The 21375-nt window shown below is 60.4% G+C and carries 22 protein-coding genes and 1 pseudogene; 9 read left to right on the top strand and 14 right to left on the bottom strand.

Annotated features, from left to right (window positions below; translation table 11 throughout):
- Window positions 1-3: 3 nt before the first annotated feature.
- The 7 genes from NUH87_RS24005 to acs all read right to left on the bottom strand — a co-directional run bounded on the left by NUH87_RS24005 (window position 4) and on the right by acs (window position 7408).
- A complete protein-coding gene (locus tag NUH87_RS24005) occupies window positions 4-996 on the bottom strand; it encodes a GlxA family transcriptional regulator (protein WP_338522967.1) in 993 nt (330 codons plus the stop codon).
- A gap of 124 nt (window positions 997-1120) precedes the next feature.
- On the bottom strand, window positions 1121-1885 hold the full coding sequence (locus NUH87_RS24000) for an ABC transporter ATP-binding protein (RefSeq protein WP_338522966.1): 765 nt from the start codon (window positions 1883-1885) through the stop codon (window positions 1121-1123).
- Window positions 1886-2008: 123 nt separating this feature from the next.
- Entirely contained in the window at window positions 2009-2707 is a 699-nt protein-coding gene (locus NUH87_RS23995; protein WP_338522965.1) for an ABC transporter permease, read from the bottom strand.
- The gene (locus tag NUH87_RS23990; protein WP_040070201.1) at window positions 2704-3393 is read right to left on the bottom strand and encodes an ABC transporter permease; all 690 of its coding nucleotides are present in this window, start codon (window positions 3391-3393) and stop codon (window positions 2704-2706) included. Before NUH87_RS23990 ends, NUH87_RS23995 begins: the two co-directional genes overlap by 4 nt.
- 91 nt (window positions 3394-3484) lie before the next feature.
- Window positions 3485-4261 (bottom strand): ABC transporter substrate-binding protein, encoded by a 777-nt coding sequence (locus tag NUH87_RS23985; protein ID WP_040070202.1) that lies wholly within the window; start codon window positions 4259-4261, stop codon window positions 3485-3487.
- 667 nt (window positions 4262-4928) lie between these two features.
- On the bottom strand, window positions 4929-5330 hold the full coding sequence (locus NUH87_RS23980; RefSeq protein WP_338522964.1) for an NUDIX domain-containing protein: 402 nt from the start codon (window positions 5328-5330) through the stop codon (window positions 4929-4931).
- 122 nt (window positions 5331-5452) lie between these two features.
- Window positions 5453-7408: an acetate--CoA ligase gene (gene acs / locus NUH87_RS23975; protein ID WP_338522963.1), complete on the bottom strand. Its 1956-nt coding sequence runs from the start codon at window positions 7406-7408 to the stop codon at window positions 5453-5455.
- A 413-nt stretch (window positions 7409-7821) separates the two neighbouring features.
- Here acs and NUH87_RS23970 point away from each other — a divergent pair, with 413 nt between their 5' ends.
- Together NUH87_RS23970 and NUH87_RS23965 are read left to right on the top strand one after the other, a co-directional pair.
- Window positions 7822-8085, top strand: a complete 264-nt coding sequence (locus tag NUH87_RS23970) for a DUF2790 domain-containing protein (protein ID WP_040070205.1) — start codon at window positions 7822-7824, stop codon at window positions 8083-8085.
- A gap of 439 nt (window positions 8086-8524) precedes the next feature.
- Window positions 8525-9772, top strand: a complete 1248-nt coding sequence (locus NUH87_RS23965) for a ribonucleotide-diphosphate reductase subunit beta (protein ID WP_338522962.1) — start codon at window positions 8525-8527, stop codon at window positions 9770-9772.
- A 181-nt stretch (window positions 9773-9953) separates the two neighbouring features.
- Here NUH87_RS23965 and NUH87_RS23960 read toward each other — a convergent pair whose 3' ends face one another.
- The 3 genes from NUH87_RS23960 to NUH87_RS23950 all read right to left on the bottom strand — a co-directional run bounded on the left by NUH87_RS23960 (window position 9954) and on the right by NUH87_RS23950 (window position 11064).
- On the bottom strand, window positions 9954-10262 hold the full coding sequence (locus NUH87_RS23960) for a chorismate mutase (protein WP_338522961.1): 309 nt from the start codon (window positions 10260-10262) through the stop codon (window positions 9954-9956).
- A 161-nt stretch (window positions 10263-10423) separates the two neighbouring features.
- Window positions 10424-10825, bottom strand: coding sequence for a type II toxin-antitoxin system HicB family antitoxin (locus NUH87_RS23955; RefSeq protein WP_040070208.1), 402 nt, complete (start codon window positions 10823-10825; stop codon window positions 10424-10426).
- Complete coding sequence (locus NUH87_RS23950; RefSeq protein WP_338522960.1) at window positions 10822-11064, bottom strand: type II toxin-antitoxin system HicA family toxin; 243 nt, start codon at window positions 11062-11064, stop codon at window positions 10822-10824. The genes NUH87_RS23955 and NUH87_RS23950 overlap by 4 nt, the downstream gene beginning before the upstream one ends.
- 279 nt (window positions 11065-11343) lie before the next feature.
- Here NUH87_RS23950 and NUH87_RS23945 point away from each other — a divergent pair, with 279 nt between their 5' ends.
- Window positions 11344-11673: a helix-turn-helix transcriptional regulator gene (locus NUH87_RS23945; protein ID WP_338522959.1), complete on the top strand. Its 330-nt coding sequence runs from the start codon at window positions 11344-11346 to the stop codon at window positions 11671-11673.
- Between the two features lie 5 nt (window positions 11674-11678).
- Here the strand turns inward: NUH87_RS23945 and NUH87_RS23940 are convergent, their stop codons facing one another.
- A complete protein-coding gene (locus NUH87_RS23940) occupies window positions 11679-12239 on the bottom strand; it encodes an AAA family ATPase (protein WP_338522958.1) in 561 nt (186 codons plus the stop codon).
- 109 nt (window positions 12240-12348) lie between these two features.
- Window positions 12349-13287 carry a GlxA family transcriptional regulator gene (locus NUH87_RS23935; RefSeq protein WP_338522957.1) on the bottom strand — a complete coding sequence of 313 codons (939 nt, stop codon included), beginning with the start codon at window positions 13285-13287 and terminating at the stop codon, window positions 12349-12351.
- Between the two features lie 119 nt (window positions 13288-13406).
- Between NUH87_RS23935 and NUH87_RS23930 the strand changes: the two genes are divergently transcribed.
- Entirely contained in the window at window positions 13407-14210 is an 804-nt protein-coding gene (locus tag NUH87_RS23930; RefSeq protein ID WP_338522956.1) for an SDR family oxidoreductase, read from the top strand.
- Between the two features lie 50 nt (window positions 14211-14260).
- On the opposite strand, the gene NUH87_RS23925 is transcribed toward NUH87_RS23930, so the two are convergent.
- Complete coding sequence (locus NUH87_RS23925) at window positions 14261-15850, bottom strand: amidase family protein (protein WP_338522955.1); 1590 nt, start codon at window positions 15848-15850, stop codon at window positions 14261-14263.
- 138 nt (window positions 15851-15988) lie between these two features.
- The gene (locus NUH87_RS23920; protein WP_338522954.1) at window positions 15989-17038 is read right to left on the bottom strand and encodes an MBL fold metallo-hydrolase; all 1050 of its coding nucleotides are present in this window, start codon (window positions 17036-17038) and stop codon (window positions 15989-15991) included.
- Window positions 17039-17237: 199 nt separating this feature from the next.
- On the opposite strand from NUH87_RS23920, the gene NUH87_RS23915 reads away from it, so the two are divergent.
- From NUH87_RS23915 to NUH87_RS23900, 5 genes and pseudogenes are all read left to right on the top strand, one after another.
- On the top strand, window positions 17238-17852 hold the full coding sequence (locus NUH87_RS23915) for a TetR/AcrR family transcriptional regulator (protein WP_338522953.1): 615 nt from the start codon (window positions 17238-17240) through the stop codon (window positions 17850-17852).
- Between the two features lie 167 nt (window positions 17853-18019).
- Window positions 18020-19093, top strand: coding sequence for a diguanylate cyclase (locus NUH87_RS23910; RefSeq protein ID WP_338522952.1), 1074 nt, complete (start codon window positions 18020-18022; stop codon window positions 19091-19093).
- A 334-nt stretch (window positions 19094-19427) separates the two neighbouring features.
- Window positions 19428-20201 (top strand): annotated as a pseudogene (locus NUH87_RS31370) (PAS domain-containing protein); the annotation flags it as partial.
- A 111-nt stretch (window positions 20202-20312) separates the two neighbouring features.
- Window positions 20313-20741: a methyl-accepting chemotaxis protein gene (locus tag NUH87_RS31365; RefSeq protein ID WP_422393957.1), complete on the top strand. Its 429-nt coding sequence runs from the start codon at window positions 20313-20315 to the stop codon at window positions 20739-20741.
- A 95-nt stretch (window positions 20742-20836) separates the two neighbouring features.
- The gene (locus NUH87_RS23900; RefSeq protein WP_338522950.1) at window positions 20837-21361 is read left to right on the top strand and encodes a DUF1003 domain-containing protein; all 525 of its coding nucleotides are present in this window, start codon (window positions 20837-20839) and stop codon (window positions 21359-21361) included.
- The last annotated feature ends 14 nt before the right edge of the window (window positions 21362-21375 follow it).

Below are 21375 nucleotides of genomic sequence, written 5' to 3'. Positions count from 1 at the left end.
GCCTTAGCCGCGTTCCGAAGGCACCGATGACAACTCGAACGGGCTGCTGCTGCGCCGCTGGTTGCGATCTTCGCGCGGCGTGGCGCCAAAGAAATTGCGGTAGGCGCTGGAGAAATGCGGCCCCGAGGAGAAACCGCAGGACAGACCGATCTGGATGATCGACTTGCTGGTCTGCATCAGCATCTGCCGCGCCTTGTTCAGGCGCAGCTCCAGGTAATACTGGCTCGGCACGCGGTTGAGGTACTGCTTGAAGATACGCTCCAACTGACGCCGCGACACACAGACATGCTGGGCGATCTCGTCGGTGGTCAGCGGCTCCTCGATATTGGCCTCCATCAGCAGCACGGCCTGGGTCAGTTTCGGATGGCTGGAGCCCAGGCGGTTCTGCAAGGGAATGCGCTGGCGCTCACCGCCTTCGCGGATACGCTCGACCACCAGTTCCTCGGAAACCGCGCCGGCCAACTCGGCACCATGGTCACGGGCGAGTACCGCCAGCAACAGGTCCAGCACCGACATGCCGCCACAGGCGGTCAGGCGATCACGATCCCAGTCGAACAGATGACTGGTGGCGATCACCTTGGGAAAACGTTCGGCGAAATCATCCTGCCAGCGCCAGTGCACCGCCGCACGGTAACCGTCGAGCAAACCCAGTTGGGCCAGCGGGTACACCCCGGCGGACAAACCGGCCACCACGCAACCGGCGCGAACCAGTTGCTTGAGGGCACTGCTCAAGGCCGGCGCCAGGCTGGTGGGCGGCTCGTCCGCCAGCAGGAAGAGTTTCTGGAAACCTTCCAGCTTGCCGGCCCAGGGCTCGCCCGGCAGCTGCCAGGTGCCGGCGGCCGCGACCTCGGCGGACGCCTCGGCCTGCAGGAAGGACAATTCGTAGACCACTTCCGGATGCACCCGCTGTGCGACACGCAAGGCCTCCTCGGCCAGCGCCAGCGTCAAGGCTTGGGTGCTGGGCCAAATCAGGAAACCGATTCGATGGGCAGTCATGGCAGGCAATCCGAAAACAGAACAGAGTGAAAAGCCGAGGGCAGCCCACTCAAAGTAGACCACGCCGCGCATGGCGCGCAGCATGACCTATTTGGGTGCGCAACGGCAGCATAAAAAACGACGACTATTTCAAGCTGCCCGAGAGGAATTGCTGCAGGCGCTCGGACTGTGGATTAACCAGCACTTCGCGCGGATTACCGCGCTCTTCCACCACGCCTTTATGCAAAAACACCAGCTGGTTGGAGACTTCACGGGCAAAGCCCATCTCGTGGGTCACCACCACCATGGTCCGGCCTTCCTGGGCCAGGGCCTGCATCACCTTCAACACGTCGCCCACCAGTTCGGGGTCCAGTGCCGAGGTCGGTTCGTCGAACAGCATCACTTCCGGCTCCATCGCCAGCGCCCGGGCAATCGCCACGCGCTGCTGCTCGCCACCGGACATATGACCCGGGTAGGCGTCCTTGCGATGCGCCACGCCGACTTTCGCCAGGTAGTGCTCGGCCTTTTCCAGCGCTTCTTTCTTCGACACGCCGAGGACGTGCACCGGTGCCTCGATGATGTTTTCCAACGCGGTCATGTGCGACCACAGGTTGAAATGCTGGAACACCATCGACAGCCGCGAGCGCATGCGCTGCAACTGTTTCGGGTCGGCGGCCTTCATCGCGCCGTCCTTGCTGGCCACCAGCTTCAGCTCTTCGTTGTTGAGCAGGATACGCCCGGCATGGGGCTGTTCCAGCAGGTTGATGCAGCGCAGGAAAGTACTTTTGCCGGAGCCACTGGAGCCGATGATGCTGATCACATCGCCAGCGGCGGCTTCCAGGGACACGCCCTTGAGCACTTCGTGACTGCCATAGCGTTTATGCAGGTCTTGGACTTCAAGCTTGTACATGCGGTCGGTTCTCACAAAAACAGTCAGGTCAGTCGCTGAGCGAGCCGGTGTGGCGACGCGGCACGCGCCCCGCCACCTTGGCCAGCCCGATCGTGGGTTGGGCGTAACGCAGCCGTTCCATGGTCAGTGCTTCCTCGGCGCCAGATAGCTCAGCCAGCGGCCCTCGGCCTGCTTGAACAGGCGCACCAGGATGAAGGTCAGGCACAGGTAGAACACGCCGGCGGTGATGTAGGCCTCGAACGGCAGGTAATACTGGGCGTTGACGGTACGGGCGGCACCGGTGATGTCGATCAGGGTCACGATGGACGCCAGACTGGTGGTCTGCAGCATCATGATCACTTCGTTGCTGTACTGCGGCAACGCCCGGCGCAGGGCCGACGGCAGCAGGATGCGGCGGTACATCTTGTAGCGCGACATGCCCATGGCCTTGGCCGCCTCGATTTCGCCATTGGGCGTGGCCTTGAGGCTGCCGGCGATGATTTCGGCGGTGTAGGCGCTGGTGTTGATGGCAAAGGCCAGGCAGGCACAGAAGGTCGCGCTCGACAGCCAGGGCCAGAGGAAACTCTCGCGCACCGCCTCGAACTGGGCCAGACCGTAGTAGATCAGGAACAGCTGCACCAGCATCGGCGTGCCGCGGATCACGTAGGTGTAGAGCCAGGCGGCCATGTTCACCACCGGCTGCTTGGAGACCCGCATCAGCCCCAGCGGCAACGCCGCCAAGAGACCGAACAGCAGCGACAAGGCCAGCAGTTTCAGGGTGGTCAGCAAGCCGCCGAGGTACAGCGGCAAGGCTTCCCAGATGACGTTGTAGTCGAAGATCATAGATCAGCCGCCCTTACGCCTACCGAGTAGCGCTTCTCAAGGTGACGCAATGCCAGCAACGAGACACTGGTGATCACCAGGTACATCGCCGCCACTGCGAGGAAGAAGGTGAAAGGCTCGCGGGTGGCGTCCGCCGCCTGCTTGGCCTTGAACATCATGTCTTGCAGACCGACCACGGAAATCAGCGCGGTGGCCTTGGTCAGGACCAGCCAGTTGTTGGTGAAGCCAGGGATCGCCAGGCGAACCATCTGCGGTACCAGCACCCGGAAAAACACCTGCAGGCTGCTCATGCCGTAGGCCATGCCAGCCTCGGCCTGCCCCTTGGGAATGGCCATGAAGGCCCCGCGAAAGGTTTCCGACAGGTAGGCACCGAAAATGAACCCCAGGGTGCCGATACCGGCGACCAGCGGGTTGAGGTCGATGTAATCGTCATGACCGAGCAACGGCGCGACGCGGTTGAGCAGGTCCTGGCCACCGTAGAAGATCAGCAGGATCAGCACCAGGTCGGGAATCCCGCGGATGACCGTGGCATACAGGTCGCCCAGCCGGGCCAGCCAGCGCACCGGCGACAGACGCAAGGCCACCCCGATCAGACCCAGAACAATGGCCAGGGCCATGGACGACAAGGCGAGCTGAAGCGTCAGCCAAACGCCATCGAGGATGACAGCCCCGTAGCCTTTCAACATGATTCAGGTCCTCGAAATTAGGGATGAAAAAATGGCGCAAACCTCAGAGCTCCTGCTGCTTGCGCCATTTCGGACTTGTCGCTGCGGCGTATTACTTGCCGTAGATATCGAAGTCGAAGTACTTGTCCTCGATCTGCTTGTACGTGCCATTGGCACGAATCGCGACGATGGCGGCGTTGATCTTGTCCAGCTCGGCCTTGTCGCCTTTGCGCACGGCGATGCCGATACCGTCACCGAAGTATTTCTCGTCGGTGAATTGCGGACCGACGAACGCGAAGCCCTTGCCGGAGTCGGTCTTCAGGAAACCGTCCTGCAGCAGGGTGGCGTCAGCCACGGTGCCGTCGAGGCGACCGGCGGCCACGTCCAGGTAGATCTCGTTCTGCGAACCGTAAGGCTTGATTTCGGCACCCAGCGGCTTGAGGACTTCTTCAGCGAAGCGGTTGTGGATCGAACCGCGTTGCACGCCGATCTTCTTGCCCTTGAGTTCCGACAGGTTGTCACTGACAACGGTGCCTTCCTTCATCACCAGGCGAGCCGGGGTGTTGTAGTACTTGTTGGTGAAATCGACCGATTTCTTGCGATCGTCGGTGATCGACATGGACGACAGGATGGCGTCGATCTTGCGGACCTTGAGGGCCGGGATCAGGCCGTCGAACTCCTGCTCGACCCAGACGCACTTGACCTTCATCTCGGCGCACAGGGCGTTGCCGATGTCGTAGTCGAAGCCGACGATGCTGCCGTCCGGCGCCTTGGAAGCGAACGGAGGGTAAGCGGCTTCGATACCAATTTTCAGTGGCTTTTCATCGGCGAATGTCGGCAGCGACAGCACGGACAGCGCCAGGGCGCCAAGAAGCACGAGTTTCTTCATCTTAGAACTCCATCGGTCAAGGGCAAAACGGCAGAGTGAGCAACAGCCCAATATGCGGATGGGAAAGCAGTCTTCGCGCAAGGGTCGGCGGCGAACGCGTTCGGCGCGCGCCACGACAAGCGAGTGATCGGCATTCTAACGACAGGTCCGAAGCCGATATTTCCTCAATGCGACAACTAATTACAGAAGCGCCGAGAAAGCGTCTCAGACACATTGACAACCCTTGAGCTTTGTGCAAGGGCGAAAGAAGGGATAACCGATCTATCCTGCAAATAGCGGGCCTATTATTGGCAAAGCCTTCTATTCCGGCAAGCACGGCGTTCGATGAGATTTTCGCGACCCCGGATTCGGGCCAAAAACGGGCACCGGCGTTTCCCTTTGCCCCGTGCCCGGGCGCCAGGTGACACAATTGGTTACCTGCCGAACAACCGGTAACAGACGGAGGAATTCACAGCAAAAACCGATATTTATCCCACTTCCTTCAAAGACATTGCTGTCTTTGTAGGAGCGAGCTTGCTCGCGATGGTAGTCCAGGCACGCGGGGCATCAGGATGCCCCGCGTTATCGTTGACGTCCATCGTCGGAACGCCGCCCGGAGCAATCGAGCGTCGACCGGCTGCTCCCACCCCGCAAACGGGCGCAGTCGGACTTGCAGGCCCAAACAGCTCTAACGAAAGCTCAAATAGATCGGCATGACATGATCCAGAGTCAACGGCGCCAATTGCAATTGCGCGTAGCTGTGGCGGTCAACCCAAACCGCCTCTTCTATCTCAGCCGCGGCATTGACAGGGACATCTATCGAAATCTGAAACAGCTCACAGCACACCTCGAAACCCGGTTCGTTAGCCGCTGGAGCCCTAAACATGCCCAAAAAATGCGCTTGGGCAGTATCGATTTGTACGCCTATTTCTTCATCCAGCTCCCGGGCCAAGGCATTTACCGCCAATTCGCCGGGTTCGATCTTGCCCCCAGGTTGCATAAAAGCCGTAGTGTTGCGTTTGCGTACCAAGAGGGTCTTGCCGCAAGGGTCGATCAATAGGGCAGCAGCGATGTGGATTGATTGAGTCATTGGTAAGTCTTAGCTGATGAAAAAGAGATTGTTAACATTTTCATGCGAGGTGTGCGGTCCGGGAATGAAAAGCCCCGCCCGGCGCTAGCGCCGGACGGGGCTCGGTCAACCTGGAACGGCGGTTACGCGACGCTCATGGTCTTGTGGGTATCGATCAGATGCTGCACCACGCCCGGATCCGCCAGGGTGGAGATATCCCCCAGGCCGTCGTACTCCGCCGTGGCGATCTTGCGCAGGATACGCCGCATGATTTTCCCCGAACGGGTCTTCGGCAGTCCCGGCGCCCACTGGATGACATCCGGCGAGGCAATCGGCCCGATCTCCTTGCGCACCCAGTTCTTCAACTCCAGGCGCAGTGCCTCGCTGGGCTCCTCGCCGCTGTTGAGGGTGACATAGACATAGATGCCCTGCCCCTTGATATCGTGCGGCACTCCCACCACCGCCGCCTCGGCGACTTTCGGGTGGGCGACCATGGCGCTCTCGATCTCGGCGGTGCCCATGCGGTGGCCGGACACGTTGAGCACGTCATCCACACGCCCGGTGATCCAGTAGTAGCCATCCTCGTCGCGGCGCGCACCATCACCGGTGAAGTACATGCCACGGAAGGTCTTGAAGTAGGTATCGACGAAGCGATCATGATCGCCGTACAGGGTCCGCGCCTGGCCCGGCCACGAATCGAGGATCACCAGGTTGCCTTCGGCGGCGCCCTCGATGATGTTGCCCAGGTTGTCCACCAGCGCCGGCACCACGCCGAAGAACGGCCGCGTCGCTGAACCCGGCTTGAGCGCATGGGCGCCCGGCAGCGGGCTCATCATGTTGCCGCCGGTCTCGGTCTGCCACCAGGTATCGACGATCGGGCAGCGCGACTTGCCGACATTCCTGTAGTACCAGTCCCAGGCTTCCGGGTTGATCGGTTCGCCCACCGAACCCAGCAGGCGCAGGCTGCTGCCATCGGCGCCTTCGACAGCCGCCGTGCCCTGGGCCATCATGGCGCGGATCGCGGTCGGTGCGGTGTAGAGGATGTTGACCTTGTGCTTGTCGACGACCTTCGCCACCCGGGTGATGTCCGGATAGTTCGGCACGCCTTCGAACAGCACGGTGGTTGCGCCATTGGCCAGCGGGCCGTAGACAATGTAGGTGTGGCCGGTGACCCAGCCGACGTCGGCGGTGCACCAGTAGACTTCACCCGGACGGTAGTCGAACACCCGCTCGTGGGTCAGCGCCGCATACAGCAGGTAACCGCCGCTGGTGTGCTGCACGCCCTTGGGCTTGCCGGTGGAGCCGGAGGTGTAGAGGATGAACAGCGCTTCTTCGGCGCCCATCTCCTTCGGCGCACAGACACTGCCGGCCACCTTCATCAGGTCTTCGAACCAGATGTCGCGATGCTGGTTCCACTTGATATCGCCGCCGGTGCGCTTGCACACGATGACTTTCTGGATGCTGTGGGTTTCCGGGTTGGTCAGGGCGTCGTCGACGTTGGCCTTGAGCGGGATCTTCTTGCCGGCACGCACACCTTCGTCGGCGGTGATCACCACTTTGGAGCGGCAGTCGATGATGCGACCGGCCAGGGCTTCCGGCGAGAAACCACCGAACACCACCGAGTGGATCGCGCCGATGCGAGCACAGGCCAGCATGGCGACCACGGCCTCGGGGATCATCGGCATATAGATGGTCACCACGTCGCCACGGTGCACGTCCTGGCCACGCAGGGCGTTGGCGAACTTGCAGACCTGCTCGTGCAGCTCGCGGTAAGTGATGTTGCGGGAATCGGCGGGATCGTCGCCTTCCCAGATGATCGCGACCTGGTCACCGCGCTCGGCCAGATGGCGGTCCAGGCAGTTGTAGGAAACGTTCAGGGTGCCGTCGGCAAACCACTTGATATCGACATGGTGATCGTCGAAGGAGGTCTGTTTCACCGTGGTGAAAGGCTTGATCCAGTCGAGGCGCTTGGCTTGTTCGCGCCAGAAGCCGTCTGGGTTGACGACCGACTGCTGGTACATCGCCTTGTAGGTCGCCTCGTCGGTCAGCGTAGTCGCCAGGACCTCAGGACGAACGGGGTACAGGGAAGCCGCACTCATCTTTCTTACCTCGGTGGGTAGTTGTTGTTTTATGGCCCTGTTGTAGCCGGGCCTGCGCCATGGAACCATTCGACGATGGTAGTAACAAGCCCCTGCACAACCTCGTATCAAGTGCCGCAAGGCTTAAAACACGGGGTCTGTAGCGATTTCCGGCGGACTGAAAATAGCTCGAAAACCGGGCTTCGGCGACGTTTTTCGACGATTGTTACAGGTTTTGTCAATAGTCTTTATCAAAACCCCCTCTATATGAATGTTTTGTAGACTCTTAACATCCACTCCGCCAACTAAGGCAGCGAATTAACTTAGCGACAGCCCCCACGAAGGCCGTTAATTCGAACTCAAATCAAGACCGCGTCACACGTAGCCTCACAAGGGCTACGTGACCCCTTACGACCCGAAAAAGGTGAATCGAGATGAAAGCTCTAGTCGTTCTGGCCCTCAGCAGCCTGTGTGCAACCGCCATGGCTGACGAGATTCCAACCGACGTTGCCAGCAAGACTGCTCCGGTGGAACAGTACACTTACAGTTCCCACCCGGATATTCAGAAAGTTATCTCCATGAGTGAAACTCCGGATGTTTGCGAAGTTGTCCCGGCACGCATGGTCTATGAAGATTCGCAAGGCGTCCGGCATACCATGGAATACCGCGTCATGGGTAACGGTTGCTCCCATGGTTGAAACCCCGGCCTGAACCAGCATTGTAAAATCACCCGCCGCAAGAAGCGCTTCTTGCGGCAAAGGTGTTTCCCTCCGCCCCCCTCCTCCTCCACGACCTGCCCGCCCCCTGCTCGGATCTTTACCCTCACGACGGTAAAAACTGGCTGAAACGCCCGGACAAAAACCTTATACTGTCGGACTCTATTCGCGCCTGAAAAAGCGCCGAATCGAGCTGAAAACCCTCGTCGATTCAGCCTCTTGCAGGCCCCAGGGGAAGGCCCGGCGCCCTCTCTCGGCGACGACACGGGGTCATCCCGTACCTATTCATGTTTTTGCGTGCACGAACCGCTGCTGCAAGCAACATATCCTTTAGATCCAAAGCGGCCACTGGTCGTGTGACCACCCAACCATCAATGTTTTTCACACGGGCATCTGGCCCTCACGCAGGAGACGACACGTCATGCTGAGCTGGGACGAATTCGACAAAGAAGAAGGCGAGGTAGCCGTCAAGGGCGCCAACGCCGGCCACGCCACCGAAGCCAACCTGGACCGCCTCGACAGCGCCGGTGGCGCCGCGGCCCTGGAAGCCCGTGCCGTGACCGCTTCCGACTCGGCCGCCATCGCCCGCGCCAAGGCCGCGCTCGACGCCCTCGACGTCGCCGAAGGCCTGGCCGAGCTCGAAGGCGCTTCAGCCCGTGTCGCGGTCGATGAAAAGCGCATGATCAACTGCCGCGCCGACCTCAACCAGCTCGTGCCGTTCAAGTACGACTGGGCCTGGCAGAAGTACCTCGACGGCTGCGCGAACCACTGGATGCCGCAAGAAGTCAACATGACCGCCGACATCGCCCTCTGGAAAAACCCGGAAGGCCTGACCGACGACGAACGCCGCATCGTCATGCGCAACCTGGGCTTCTTCTCCACCGCCGACTCCCTGGTGGCGAACAACCTGGTGCTGGCCGTGTACCGCCTGATCACCAACCCCGAGTGCCGCCAGTACATCCTGCGCCAGGCCTTCGAAGAGGCGATCCACACCCACGCCTACCAGTACTGCATCGAATCGCTGGCCATGGATGAAGGCGAGATCTTCAACATGTACCACGAGATTCCATCGGTGGCGAAAAAGGCCACCTGGGGCCTGAAGTACACCCGTTCGATCTCCGACCCGGAATTCAAGACCGGCACCGTCGAGACCGACAAGGAACTGCTGCGCAACCTGATCGCCTACTACTGCGTACTGGAAGGCATCTTCTTCTACTGCGGCTTCACCCAGATCCTGTCCATGGGTCGGCGCAACAAGATGACCGGCGTCGCCGAGCAGTTCCAGTACATCCTGCGTGACGAATCCATGCACCTGAACTTCGGCATCGACGTGATCAACCAGATCAAGATCGAGAACCCGCACCTGTGGGATGCCGAGATGAAGGAAGAAGCCACCCAGATGATCCTGCAGGGCACCCAGCTGGAAATCGAATACGCCCGTGACACCATGCCGCGCGGCGTGCTGGGCATGAACGCGGCGATGATGGAGGACTACCTCAAGTTCATCGCCAACCGTCGCCTGAGCCAGATCGGCTTGAAGGAAGAGTACCCAGGCACCACCAACCCGTTCCCATGGATGAGCGAGATCATGGACTTGAAGAAAGAGAAGAACTTCTTCGAGACCCGCGTGATCGAGTATCAGACTGGCGGGGCGTTGAGCTGGGATTGATGCAGGTATTCACCTTGGGTGAATAGACTGGAACATCGAAAAGCCCTGAACTTGTTCAGGGCTTTTTTGTTTGTGTCTGGGCACTGCGTTATGAAGCCATGTGCTTCGCTTCCAGCCCTCGCGTTTCGATCAGCGATGTTGTCCATTAATCAGAAACAAGAGCCCTGGCGCCGATTTGACGCTAGGTGGGCAACGACAAGTGGCGAGCCTTTCCATGCTCTTGCAGCTCCTGCTCGATAAACGCCGCAATCATGGCCCGGTAGACCTGCTCGACCACATCGGGATTGACAGCGTACTCCTCGGATAATGCCCGCACCTTGGCTATCACCTGCTCCACGCGCTGTGGTGCCCTGACCGCATCGCTGTCTTTCTTGAAGCGCGCGGCCTCGGTGACGTAGGCACCCCGCTCCGCCAGCAGCGTTACGATCTGCCGGTCCAAACGGTCGATGTTTTCGCGGACTTCTTCGAGTGATGTACAACGGACGGCCATGTCGTTCTATCTCCTGTTGATTCCGGTCACTTTGGCTGATCCCTCTCTCCCTTTGCAACCTATGCTCAGGCCATGGCATTAGCGATTGCAGGAATCGAAGCGACCCGAGCGGCGACAAAGGGCGCGATTCAAACGCCCTGAGCCTCTCCGTATTCACCCCATCAGGCATACAACTCGCGCAACGCCGCCGTCGCCAGAAACCCAGAGCGCGAGGCGTAGCGATGATCCTTCTGCACACGCTCGTCAATCCGCTCAAGCAGATGCTCGGGCAGCGAGGCGTTGAATCTCACCGACTTGCCCAGGTAAGGCGTCACATCGAAGTCGACGATGGCCCAGAGACCGCCGGCATAGTCCGGATTGTCCAGATAGACATCGGCCTCCTGCGCATGGGGCAACGGCTCGCCATCCGCCAGCAACCCCTCGAAGTGCAAGGCCAAGGCCTCGTGCACATTCTCCAGGGCTTCGGAAAAAGTGCTTCCGGCGGAAAAACAACCCGGCACATCCGGCACGGTCACGCCGTAGTCCGATTCCGCCTCTTTATGCAATACGACTGGAAATTTCATTGGATACCTCGCCCACATGGAAACACGTCATGACTGTTTCCATCGCTATACGCTGCGCCCTTCAGGCCAGCCGACTTCAATATGTTATGGAGTGTTCCCTTAGGAACTTCCGCCTTGGGATGGGGAACAGTGACACGGCCTGTCTTTCTCGGATGCCGAAATTGATGGTGACTTCCCTTCACCGCCACCTCATACCAACCATCGGCTTCGATCAGTTCAATGACCTCTCTGCTTCGCATGCTCACTCCTTGAGCTCTGTTGTGTAAGGTACACACGCGCTTGATTTACATCAAGCTGAAAATACACACCCTACACAACAATGTTTTTGCCAAGCAGAGAAAGGTCGTGACAAAGCATGTCGCACGGCTGATGCCTGCACCTGGGCTGATCGCGATCCCTGCGCGCACAGCGACCCGATACCGATAATCGGAATGCTGAAAAAACGTTTGATCAGGTCCGAAAACAACTGTACAAAAACACAGTATTCTCAAATCAACCGATCAAGCCCGGAGAGCCCCATGTCCAGCCAAGCCGCCAGTCATGTGATGAGGACCACCGTTGAACGCATCGTTTTGCATCAATTCACGCCCCAGCACTGCGTGCAGGCTCGCGTCATGCTGGGCTGGAGCCATGAGCAGTTGAGCCGGGAGTCCGGCGTCTCGGTCGCGGCCATCCAGCGCTTCGAAACCGGCGAACCACTTAAGGATGTCACCCGCTTGGCCCTGGCCTTTCGCTTCGAGGCAGAAGGCCTGGTGTTCTTCCCCGGGTTTGCCCCCGGACGCGGGATGAATATCCGCGGAACCACGCCGGACCCGATTGAGCGCAAGGATTACGAACTGATCGAATAATCGGCTTACAGCGATGCTGCCGGACTCTCCAGCGCTCGCGCCACCTGATCAACCAGCGCCCCCACCGCATGCTCGGTGGAGTCCAACCGCAACACCGGACACGGCAAGCTCCTGATCCAGGTTTCATGGCGTTTGAGGCTGCGCGTGCCATGGTCGCCGGTGTCGTAGCCCGCCGCCCACTCCAGGAAGGTGCGAGTCGCGATAAAACGCTCTCCCCCTTCATGAATCTGCGCGCCGTAGCGCTGGAATTCGCGGGTGCGCAAACGCTGCAAACGGACCTCGGGATCGAGGCGCATGAAGATCGCCAGGGTGAATGTCGGAATCAGCGCATCGCCCCAGCCACAGAGCGAACCGGAGAGCACCCAGTTGTCCTGCCGGGCCAGTTGCTCACTCAGCAACTGCGCCCGCTGCTCACGAGGGCGCTTGCAACTGAAGGGCTTGGCGGCGGGCTGCCAATAGAAATTGTCCGAGTCGAAATGCGCAATTCCGAAGTGCTCGGCCAGTGCAGCTCCCAGCGTTGTGGTGCCGGAGCCCGACGCGCCGAAGAGATGAATTCGATGAGCCATGGTCGTTCCTGACGTTCCGCTTCCAGTCTCGAGCGCCATGGTAAACCTGTACCTTACTGGAGTCTGTACGAAAACTTTCGGCTGGTGAGCCGACGTTTTCGTACAGCACCTAGCTCTGCAATTGCAGCGACCGCCGGATAACCTGCGGCGGCTGGCCATAAGCACGCAGAAAGGCGCGGCGCATGCGCTCCGGATCGGCAAAGCCGGTGTCGCGAGCAACGATATCGATGGAATGCCAGCCTGACTCCATCATCAACCGCGCCGCTTCCAGGCGCAGGTGTTCAATGGCCTTGGCCGGCGACTGGCCAGTCTCGGCCCGAAACAACCGGCTGAACTGCCGAGGACTGAGGTGAGCAGCCTGTGCCAGTTGTTCAACCGACAAAGGTTGTCGCAGGTTCTGCCGGGCGAAGGCCAGGGCGGTCTGAATGCGGTCGGATTTAGGGTCGAGTTCCAGTAAGGCCGAGAACTGCGACTGACCGCCTGCCCGACGGTGATAAACCACCAGCGAACGGGCGACCTGACGGGTCACCTCTACCCCCAGGTCCTGTTCGACCAACGCCAGGGCCAAGTCAATGGAGGCGGTCATGCCGGCCGATGTCCAGATCGGGCCATCGAGGGTGAAGATCCGATCCTCGTCCAGGAGTACCTGCGGGTAACGCTGTTTGAATTCCCTGGCGTGATACCAGTGGGTGGTCGCGCGGCGCCCGTCCAGCAAGCCGGCGGCGGCCAGATGAAACGAGCCGGTGCAGGCCGACGCCACTCGTCGAGCAAAATCCGGCGCCCTGCGCAGGTAGTCGATCAGGCCGGCAGATCCCACTGCCAGATCGTTGTCCCCCACCACCAGCAGCGTGTCGTAGCGTTCGCGCCCAAAAGGTTGCGTCTGGACCGCAAAACCCAGGGAGCTGCTGACCGGTCCGCCGTGCTCGGAAATCAGATCCACCCGATAGACCTGACGCTCCACCTCCAGGTTGGCGTACTCGAAGACCGTTCCGGTGGCCAGGCTCAAGGCCTGGAAGCCCGGAAACAGGATGATGCCGATGCTGATCATGGACGGCGAGCCCTCGATGTCCTGAAAGGTGGGATATATGACATTGATGACAATAGATTACCTCCATAATCTTATCGCCAGCAACGCCGACATCTCGCCGGCCACTCTGGAGAATTGCCATGACCCAATCATCCTCGAAAGGTTTTGCCCTGATTACCGGCGCCTCTTCCGGTATCGGCGCCGTCTACGCCGACCGTCTGGCACACAGCGGCTACGACCTGATTCTGGTAGCACGCAACCGCGAACGCCTGGAGCAACTGGCCACGCGACTGGGTAACGCCACCCAACGGACCGTCGAAGTGGTCCAGGCCGATTTGAATGACTCGGGCGATCTGGCACGGATCGCGCAAATCCTCGAGCAGGACCAGCGGATCAATCTGCTGGTGAACAACGCCGGCGTCGGGGCATCCGCCTCGCTGCTGGAATCCGAACAAGCGAAAATGGATGCGATGATTCACTTGAACGTCGTGGTGCTGACCCGCCTGGCCAAAGCGGCGGCGACCAACTTCGTGGCCCGCACTGAAGGGACGATCATCAACATCGCCTCCATCGTCGCCCTGGCGCCCGAGTTGCTCAACGGTGTGTATGGCGGAACCAAGGCTTTCGTGCTGGCATTCACTCAATCCCTGCATCACGAACTGAGCGAAAAAGGCGTCAAGGTCCAGGCCGTATTACCGGGTGCCACCAGCACCGAGTTCTGGGATATCGCCGGTTTGCCGGTCCAACACCTGCCCAGCGAGATCGTGATGAGTTCCGAGCAGATGGTGGATGCGGCACTCGCCGGCCTGGCCCTCGGCGAACCGGTCACTATCCCTTCGCTACCGGACATTGCCGATTGGCAGGCGTTCGAACAGGCTCGCCAGGCACTCAAGCCCAATCTTTCACACAAGGCGCCCGCTGCTCGCTATGCGGTAAAAGGCTGATCCTGCGACCTGCCACCCGGCCCGGTGGCAGGCCGACAAGCTACCCGGGCTTATTCAAAGTCCGGGTCCTGTCGCGCATTCGAAGCCTGCTCGTAGCCATAGGCAATCGCCAGCAGTTCAGCCTCGCTCCAACGCGCACCGTAGAAATACACCGAAGTGGGCATGCCGTCGGCGTCCATCCCCGAAGGCACGGTAATCCCCGGATACCCGGCAAAGGTTGCGCTTCCCAGCTCAAGAATCGCGAACGGATGGGGATCCCCCAGTGCCGCATCCAGTCCGTTATCCGCCAGCAACTTATCGACGTTGCTGCGCGCCTCATCGCCCAATCCATCTGACAGCTTCAGGTATTCAGCCTCGTCAAACGCCAGCGCATTGGCTCGCTTGAGCAGGTCCTGGTTGTAGTTTCCCTCACCGGGATGGCTTTCGTTGTAATCCACCAGTGCCTGAAGGGTCGAGACTTGCAAACCTGAACGACTGGCCAGATAGCCAGGCAACACCCGCTTGATCGTCATCTCGAACAGGCGGCTCACCCGCGACCAATCGTTGTCACTCCAATCGGTCCCCTTCAAGTCGACCGGAACCAGTTGCGCACCAGCCCGGCGCAGGGTATCCAGCGCCTGGGCAAACTGCGGATGCTCGTTCAGGTCGGCGCTGCCGGGTTTGAAGCGACTGGGATAGCCGATGACTTTTCCTTGCAGCGCATCGGCTTTCAGCTTTTGCGTGTAGTCCTTCCTGACAGGCACTTGCGCGGTGGCCAGGTCACGCGGATCGAGTGCCACCATGGCATTGAGGAGCAATGCTGCATCGCGCACCGTACGCGTGATCGGCCCCGCGCTGTCGAGTTCACGAGAAGCGGGAATGATGCCCGTGCGGCTTAACAACCCCACCGAAGGCCTCAGGCCGACGACGCCATTCTTCGACGCTGGACAAATCACCGAACCGAAGGTGTCGGTCCCCAACGACAGCGGCGCGTACCCCGCTGCGATCGCGGCAGCGGAGCCCGAACTGGAGCCACAGACATCGCCGGCCAGCGCATGGGGATTCTTCGTCAGTCCCCCTCGCCCGCTCCATCCATCAGGCAATTGGTCACCGCGAAAGTTCGCCCACTCGCTCATGTTGGTCTTGCCCAGGATGATCGCCCCCTGCTCACGGAGTTTCTGCACGATAAAGGCATCGTCAGCCGCCGCGGCCCCGACCATGGCCAATGATCCCGCCGCCGTCTGCATCTGGTCGGCGGTGTGGATATTGTCCTTGAGCAGCACCGGGATGCCATGCAAGGGACCACGCACATTGCCCCCTTGGCGCTCCTCGTCCAACGTCCGGGCAATCGACAACGCTTCGGGATTGAACTCGATCACCGCGTCAATGGCCGGTCCGAACGAATCCAGATCGACCGTACGGGAGACGAGATAACTCACCAGCTCCTGCGAAGTGAAGTGTCCTTCGGCCAACGCCAGCGCCATCTCCCCGGCACTGGCATAGATCATCTGCGCCAACACGGCGTTTTTAACGCTGGCTTGCGCCGGGAACACGGGTTGGTCGGAGGTATTCGCTTGACTGACCAGCGGGGTCAGACAAAGGGCGTGCAAAAACGCCAAGCGGGTGAGCACCCCGGCGTGCTTTCTGAGCATTCGATTCATGACTTCGTGTCCTGATAAAACCAAACACCCGTGATCCATATCACGGGCGGCGGTCATCCTAATGGGCGCTTCCGTCAGAAGCGCCGGACACAATCGGTTGCAGGCTGAGCGAAAAATCAATGCAAGCCGTGGGACACCCTAGCGAGCCGCAATCGGCGTTTCAGCCGCTTCCGGGTGCTCCACTTCCAGCCACCAGGCATACCCGCGATGCGGTTGCAGCAGGTTGAAGGCCTCGCCCATCCGCGGCGTGGTGATGGACACATTGCGTTCCCAGGCCAGGGCCAGGATCCGGTCGAAGGGTTCATGCCAGGCATGGAAGGACAGGTCGAACGTGCCGTTGTGGATCGGCAGCAACCAACGCCCCTGGAGGTCGAGGTGAGCCTGCAGGCTCTGCTCCGGTTGCATGTGCACATGCGGCCAATCGACGTTGTAGGCACCGGTTTCCATCAGGGTCAGATCGAAGGGGCCGTAATGTTCACCGATCCGCTTGAAGCCCTCGAAGTAGCCACTGTCACCGCTGAAGAAAATCCGCTGGTCACCCACCATCATGACCCAGGACGCCCACAGCGTCTGGTTGCTGTCGAACAGCGTGCGACCGGAAAAATGCTGCGCCGGGGTAGCGGCAAAGCGAATACCGCCCACCTGGGTCTCTTCCCACCAGTCCAGCTGCCGCACCTTCTCAGCCGGGATGCCCCACTTGATCAACTGGTCGCCAACCCCCAGGGGCGCGAGGAAATGTCGCGTCTTGGCGGCGAGTTGCAGGACTGTCTTGTAGTCAAGATGGTCGTAATGATTGTGGGAAAGAATCACTCCCTCGATGGGCGGCAATGCTTCAAGGCTGATGGGCGGTTGATGAAAGCGCTTGGGACCGGCCCATTGCACCGGCGACGCACGTTCGGCGAACACCGGGTCGGTCAGCCAGAACTGCCCCTGCAGCTTGAGCAACAACGTCGAGTGGCCGAGACGGAACACACTGAAGTCGTCCGCCGCCAGCAGTTGCTCGCGGGTCAGCCCCAGGACCGGGACGCTGCCGGCCGGACGGGTATTGCGGGGTTTGTGAAACAGCGCTTTCCAGAAGATACCCAGCATCTTGCCGAACCCGCCCCGGGGTGTTGGCACGTGGTTTCGGTACTGCCCCTGCTCCTGCAAGGACGATGGTTTGACGCGGGTAAGCGAACGAGTAGCCATAACGGGGTGACTCCCGGAAACCGCAAAGGGTTCCCACGTTCTTCTGCTGGATGATCGAGAGCCGCTGCACGCAAGCCTTGATCGAATGAAATACTGGAGCGGAGCAACTACACTACACAGTGTAGTTTCAAGCTTGCAACAACGCCGCCAATAAGTAAACTACCGAGTGTAACTTTTCTTCTCCTGCCGAAGCCGCCCCATGACCGCTCCCCTACGCCTCACCGACCGCAAGCGCGAAGCCATTATCCAGGCGGCCATCGAGGCCTTTCGCGCCGACGGTTTCGAGGTCACCAGCATGGACAAGATCGCCGCCAAGGCCGGGGTGTCCAAGCGCACGGTGTACAACCACTTCCCCAGCAAGGAAGAGTTGTTCGCGGAAATCATGCACCACCTGTGGGCCAGCAGCGCGGCACAAGTGGACATGTCCTACCACCCGGATCGGACCTTGCGCGAGCAATTGCGCGAATTGCTGGCCTTGAAACTGCGCCTCCTCAGCGAAAATAGCTTCCTCGACCTGGCCCGGGTCGCGATCGCCGCCACCATCCATGCGCCCGAACGAGCCCAAGGCATGGTCGCGCGCCTGGCCGAACGGGAAGAAGCCTTCAACCAGTGGATTCGCGATGCCCAGGCCGACGGCACCTTCAAGCCCGTGGACCCGGCCTTCGCGGCCGCCCAGTTGCACGGCCTGCTCAAGACCTTCGCCTTCTGGCCACAGATCAGCCTCGGCCAGCCGCCCCTGGACCCGCCGACACAGGCCCGTGTCATAGAGTCGTCGCTGGATCTGTTTCTCGCCGGCTACGAAATCGTCAAATAACCGGCGAATACTGCCAAACCCGCCCCAAGACCTTTGAAATGGCTTGGAAGGACACTGATTATTCTTTACGGAATGCTCGACAATATTCATCCTCCTTATCCGATGAACGGCCGTTCCGTGCAGAACACCACCCTGGTGTTCAGATTAAACAGTGGCGCAAAAAACCTATGCAAATCCAACGAGGCAAAGGGTTATCGTTTGCCAGGCGCATTTACCTACCGCGCACGGTAGGCGTTGGTGTCGGCTGTTTCAGCGTCATCGCCGCGCTCTACCCGTTGGCCATGCCGATGTGGATCTGGATATTGATGGCGATCAATGCCGTGGCCTGGCCGCACCTGGCCTACCAGGTCGCCAGGCGCTCACCCTTTCCCTACCAGGCCGAACGCCGCAATATCCTGATCGATTCGCTGATGGGAGGATTCTGGGCCGCCACCATCCAGTTCACGCCACTGACCACGATCAACATGCTGGGCTTGATGGCCATGCACAACGTCGCGGCCGGCGGACCACGGCTGATGGCCCAGGGGCTGGTCGCCCAGGCCATCGGCATCCTGGTGTCCTGGCTGATCTTCGCCCCGGCCTTCAACCCGCTGACCACGTCGGTGCAGATCTATAGCGTTCTGCCGGTGCTGATCCTCTACCCCCTGGTGATCGGCATGGGCTGCTACCAACTGGCGATCAAGCTGGCCGAACACAAACGCATCCTCAGCGCCCTGAGCCGTACCGACAGCCTCACCGGGCTGCTCAATCACGGCTCCTGGAAAGACCTGCTGCACCTCAAGTTCCACAAATGCCGCTACAGTCAGTGCCGCGCGGTGATTGCCTTGATCGACATCGACCACTTCAAGGCCATCAACGACACCTACGGTCATCTGGTCGGCGACAGTGTGCTGCGTCAATTGAGCAAGGACCTGCGCGACAACCTGCGCGAAGATGACCTGGCCGGGCGCTATGGTGGCGATGAGTTCTGCGTGATCCTGCCGGAGATGTCACTGGAACGGGCCAATGAAGTGATGGAGCGCCTACGGGAAGTGTTCGGTAACTATCGCAATGCCGATGTCCCGGAATTGCGGGTCAGCCTGAGTATTGGCCTGGCCTCCTGTCGCAAGGATTTCAACGATGCCGGCGCCTGGCTGAACGAAGCCGACAAAGCGCTCTATGTCGCCAAGAACACCGGGCGCAACAAGGTCAACAGCGCAGATGCGGACAATGCTTGTTGCAGCCTGGCCGACCCGGTCTGAGTCGCTTGCCTCGGTCTGAGAGGCACTTCAGTCAGTTGTTGTAGAATTTCACGTTGCCTTGTATAAGAAAAAGACATCACAAGGCCACTATTCAGCCAGGACTTTCCTGAACGATCACCTTGATAGGGACATTTGCACAACCCAGGAGTTTTCATGGGCACGGCAGTGCAGTGCTCTGGATCGAAAATGCTTTGCGGCCGCATACGCCGCAGTGAATTGCCAGCCATGGAGCGCTGGCATCGGGCTGTCGCTTCCCTTGCCCTTTCTCGGACAAGCCGCAAGCCGCATGACCAGGGACTGACTCTCACGTTGTATCCCTCTCCGAGCAAATGCCATGCTATTCAATACCTATAAAAAAACCATCAGTGCCCTCCAACAATCCCTGACCGAACAAGCCAACCAGCTCAGTGCCATCGACCGGTCCATGGTCGTGATCGAGTTCGACCTCAATGGCACGGTCCTGCGCGCCAACGACAATTTCCTCAAGGCCACCGGCTATCGCCAGGAACAGGTGGTGGGCCAGCCGCATCGGATGTTCTGCACACCCGCCTACGCCCGCAGTGCCGAGTACACCCAGCTCTGGGCGCGGCTGAAGTCCGGCCAGTTCGAAGCCGGGACATTCGAGCGTGTGGCGGCCGATGGCCGCTCCGTCTGGCTGGAAGCCAGCTACAACCCGATCAAGGATGACGGGGGCCGCGTGTGCAAGATCGTCAAATATGGTCTGGACGTCACGGCCAAGATGCAATGCGAGAGTGAGGCCAACAGCAAGTTGCAGGCCATCGACCGGGCCATGGCAATGATCGAATTCAATCCCGACGGCAGCGTTATCGCCGCGAACCAGAATTTTCTCGGCCTGATGGGCTACACCCTCGCGGAAATCCAGGGCAAGCACCACAAGATGTTCTGCAGACCGGACACCACCCACAGCAGCGAGTACCAGGATTTCTGGCGACGGCTGAACCAGGGCGAGTTCTTCAGCGGCCAGTTCGAACGTGTCGGCAAGCGTGGCCAGACCCTGTGGCTCGAGGCCAGCTACAACCCGGTGTACGACGCCAGCGGTCGCCTGTGCAAGGTGGTCAAGTTCGCCACGGACGTCACTGGCCGCGTGGAGAAACACGAACAGGATGCCAGGAGTGCGAGCGACGCCTACCACATCTCGATCGAGACGAGAAAAGTCGCCGAGCACGGCACCGGCGTGATCCAGCAGGCAGCCACCGAAATGCGCGAAATCGCCTCGAACATCGAAGGTTCTTCAGCGCTGATCGCCAAGCTGGGCGAGCGCTCCGAACAAATCACCGCCATCGTCAATACCATTCGCGGGATTGCCGAGCAGACCAACCTGCTGGCGCTGAACGCGGCCATTGAAGCCGCCCGGGCCGGCGAACAGGGACGAGGTTTCGCGGTGGTCGCCGACGAGGTGCGGCTGCTGGCGGCGCGTACCAGCGGCTCGACGGCCGAGATCTCCGAGATGATCGGCATGATCCAGAGCGAAACCCAGAAAGCCATCGACAGCATGACCGGCACCCGCGACCGGGCGGCCAAGGGGGTCGACCTGGCGGACCAGGCCGGCACGGTGATCCTGCAGATTCGCGACGGCGCCAGTAACGCGGTGCAGGCGGTGAGCATGTTCGCCAACGAGCGCAACTGACACCCGAGCGGGCAGCGCGAGCGCCAGGGAAGGCGCCGGGCAACATCGGATAGGGCTATAGTGTGCCCTGACTCCCATGCCCCGCAGAGTTCGCCATGACCTCAAAAAAACCTGAAGACTCCTCGAAAAGCACCGACCACCTGCGCTTCCACCGCCCCCACGCACATTTGTCCAGCACCTTCGGCAACGACACCTTTGCGCTGAAAGCCGAAGCCTTCGCGCGTTTTTTTGGTACGCCGATGTTTCTCGGCGCCCAGACGGTGATCGTCGGGGCCTGGATTATCCTCAACGTCGCGGGCGTGACCCAGTTCGACGTCTACCCGTTCATCCTGCTCAACCTGGCGTTCAGCCTGCAGGCGGCCTATGCCGCCCCCCTGATCCTGCTGGCCCAGACCCGCCAGGCCGCCCGCGACAAGGCCCATGCCGACGCGGACGCGCAACACCGTGAAGCACTGGCGATCGCCAATACCGAGCGTCAGGCAGCGGCGGCGAAAACCAGCGAACAACTGCTGGCGCTGCTCGAACAGAACACCCAACTGACCGAAATGACCAAGCAACTGACCGAACGCATCGAGAGCCTGACGCTGGAGATGCACGAGCATTTCGTGCGCAAGACCTGATGGCGGTAAACGCT

The sequence above is a fragment of the Pseudomonas batumici genome (assembly GCF_036585405.1).
GTDB classification, from domain to species: Bacteria; Pseudomonadota; Gammaproteobacteria; order Pseudomonadales; family Pseudomonadaceae; genus Aquipseudomonas; species Aquipseudomonas batumici.
The sequence above is the reverse complement of the archived record's forward strand: the minus strand, read 5'-3'. Positions and strand labels throughout refer to the sequence as shown.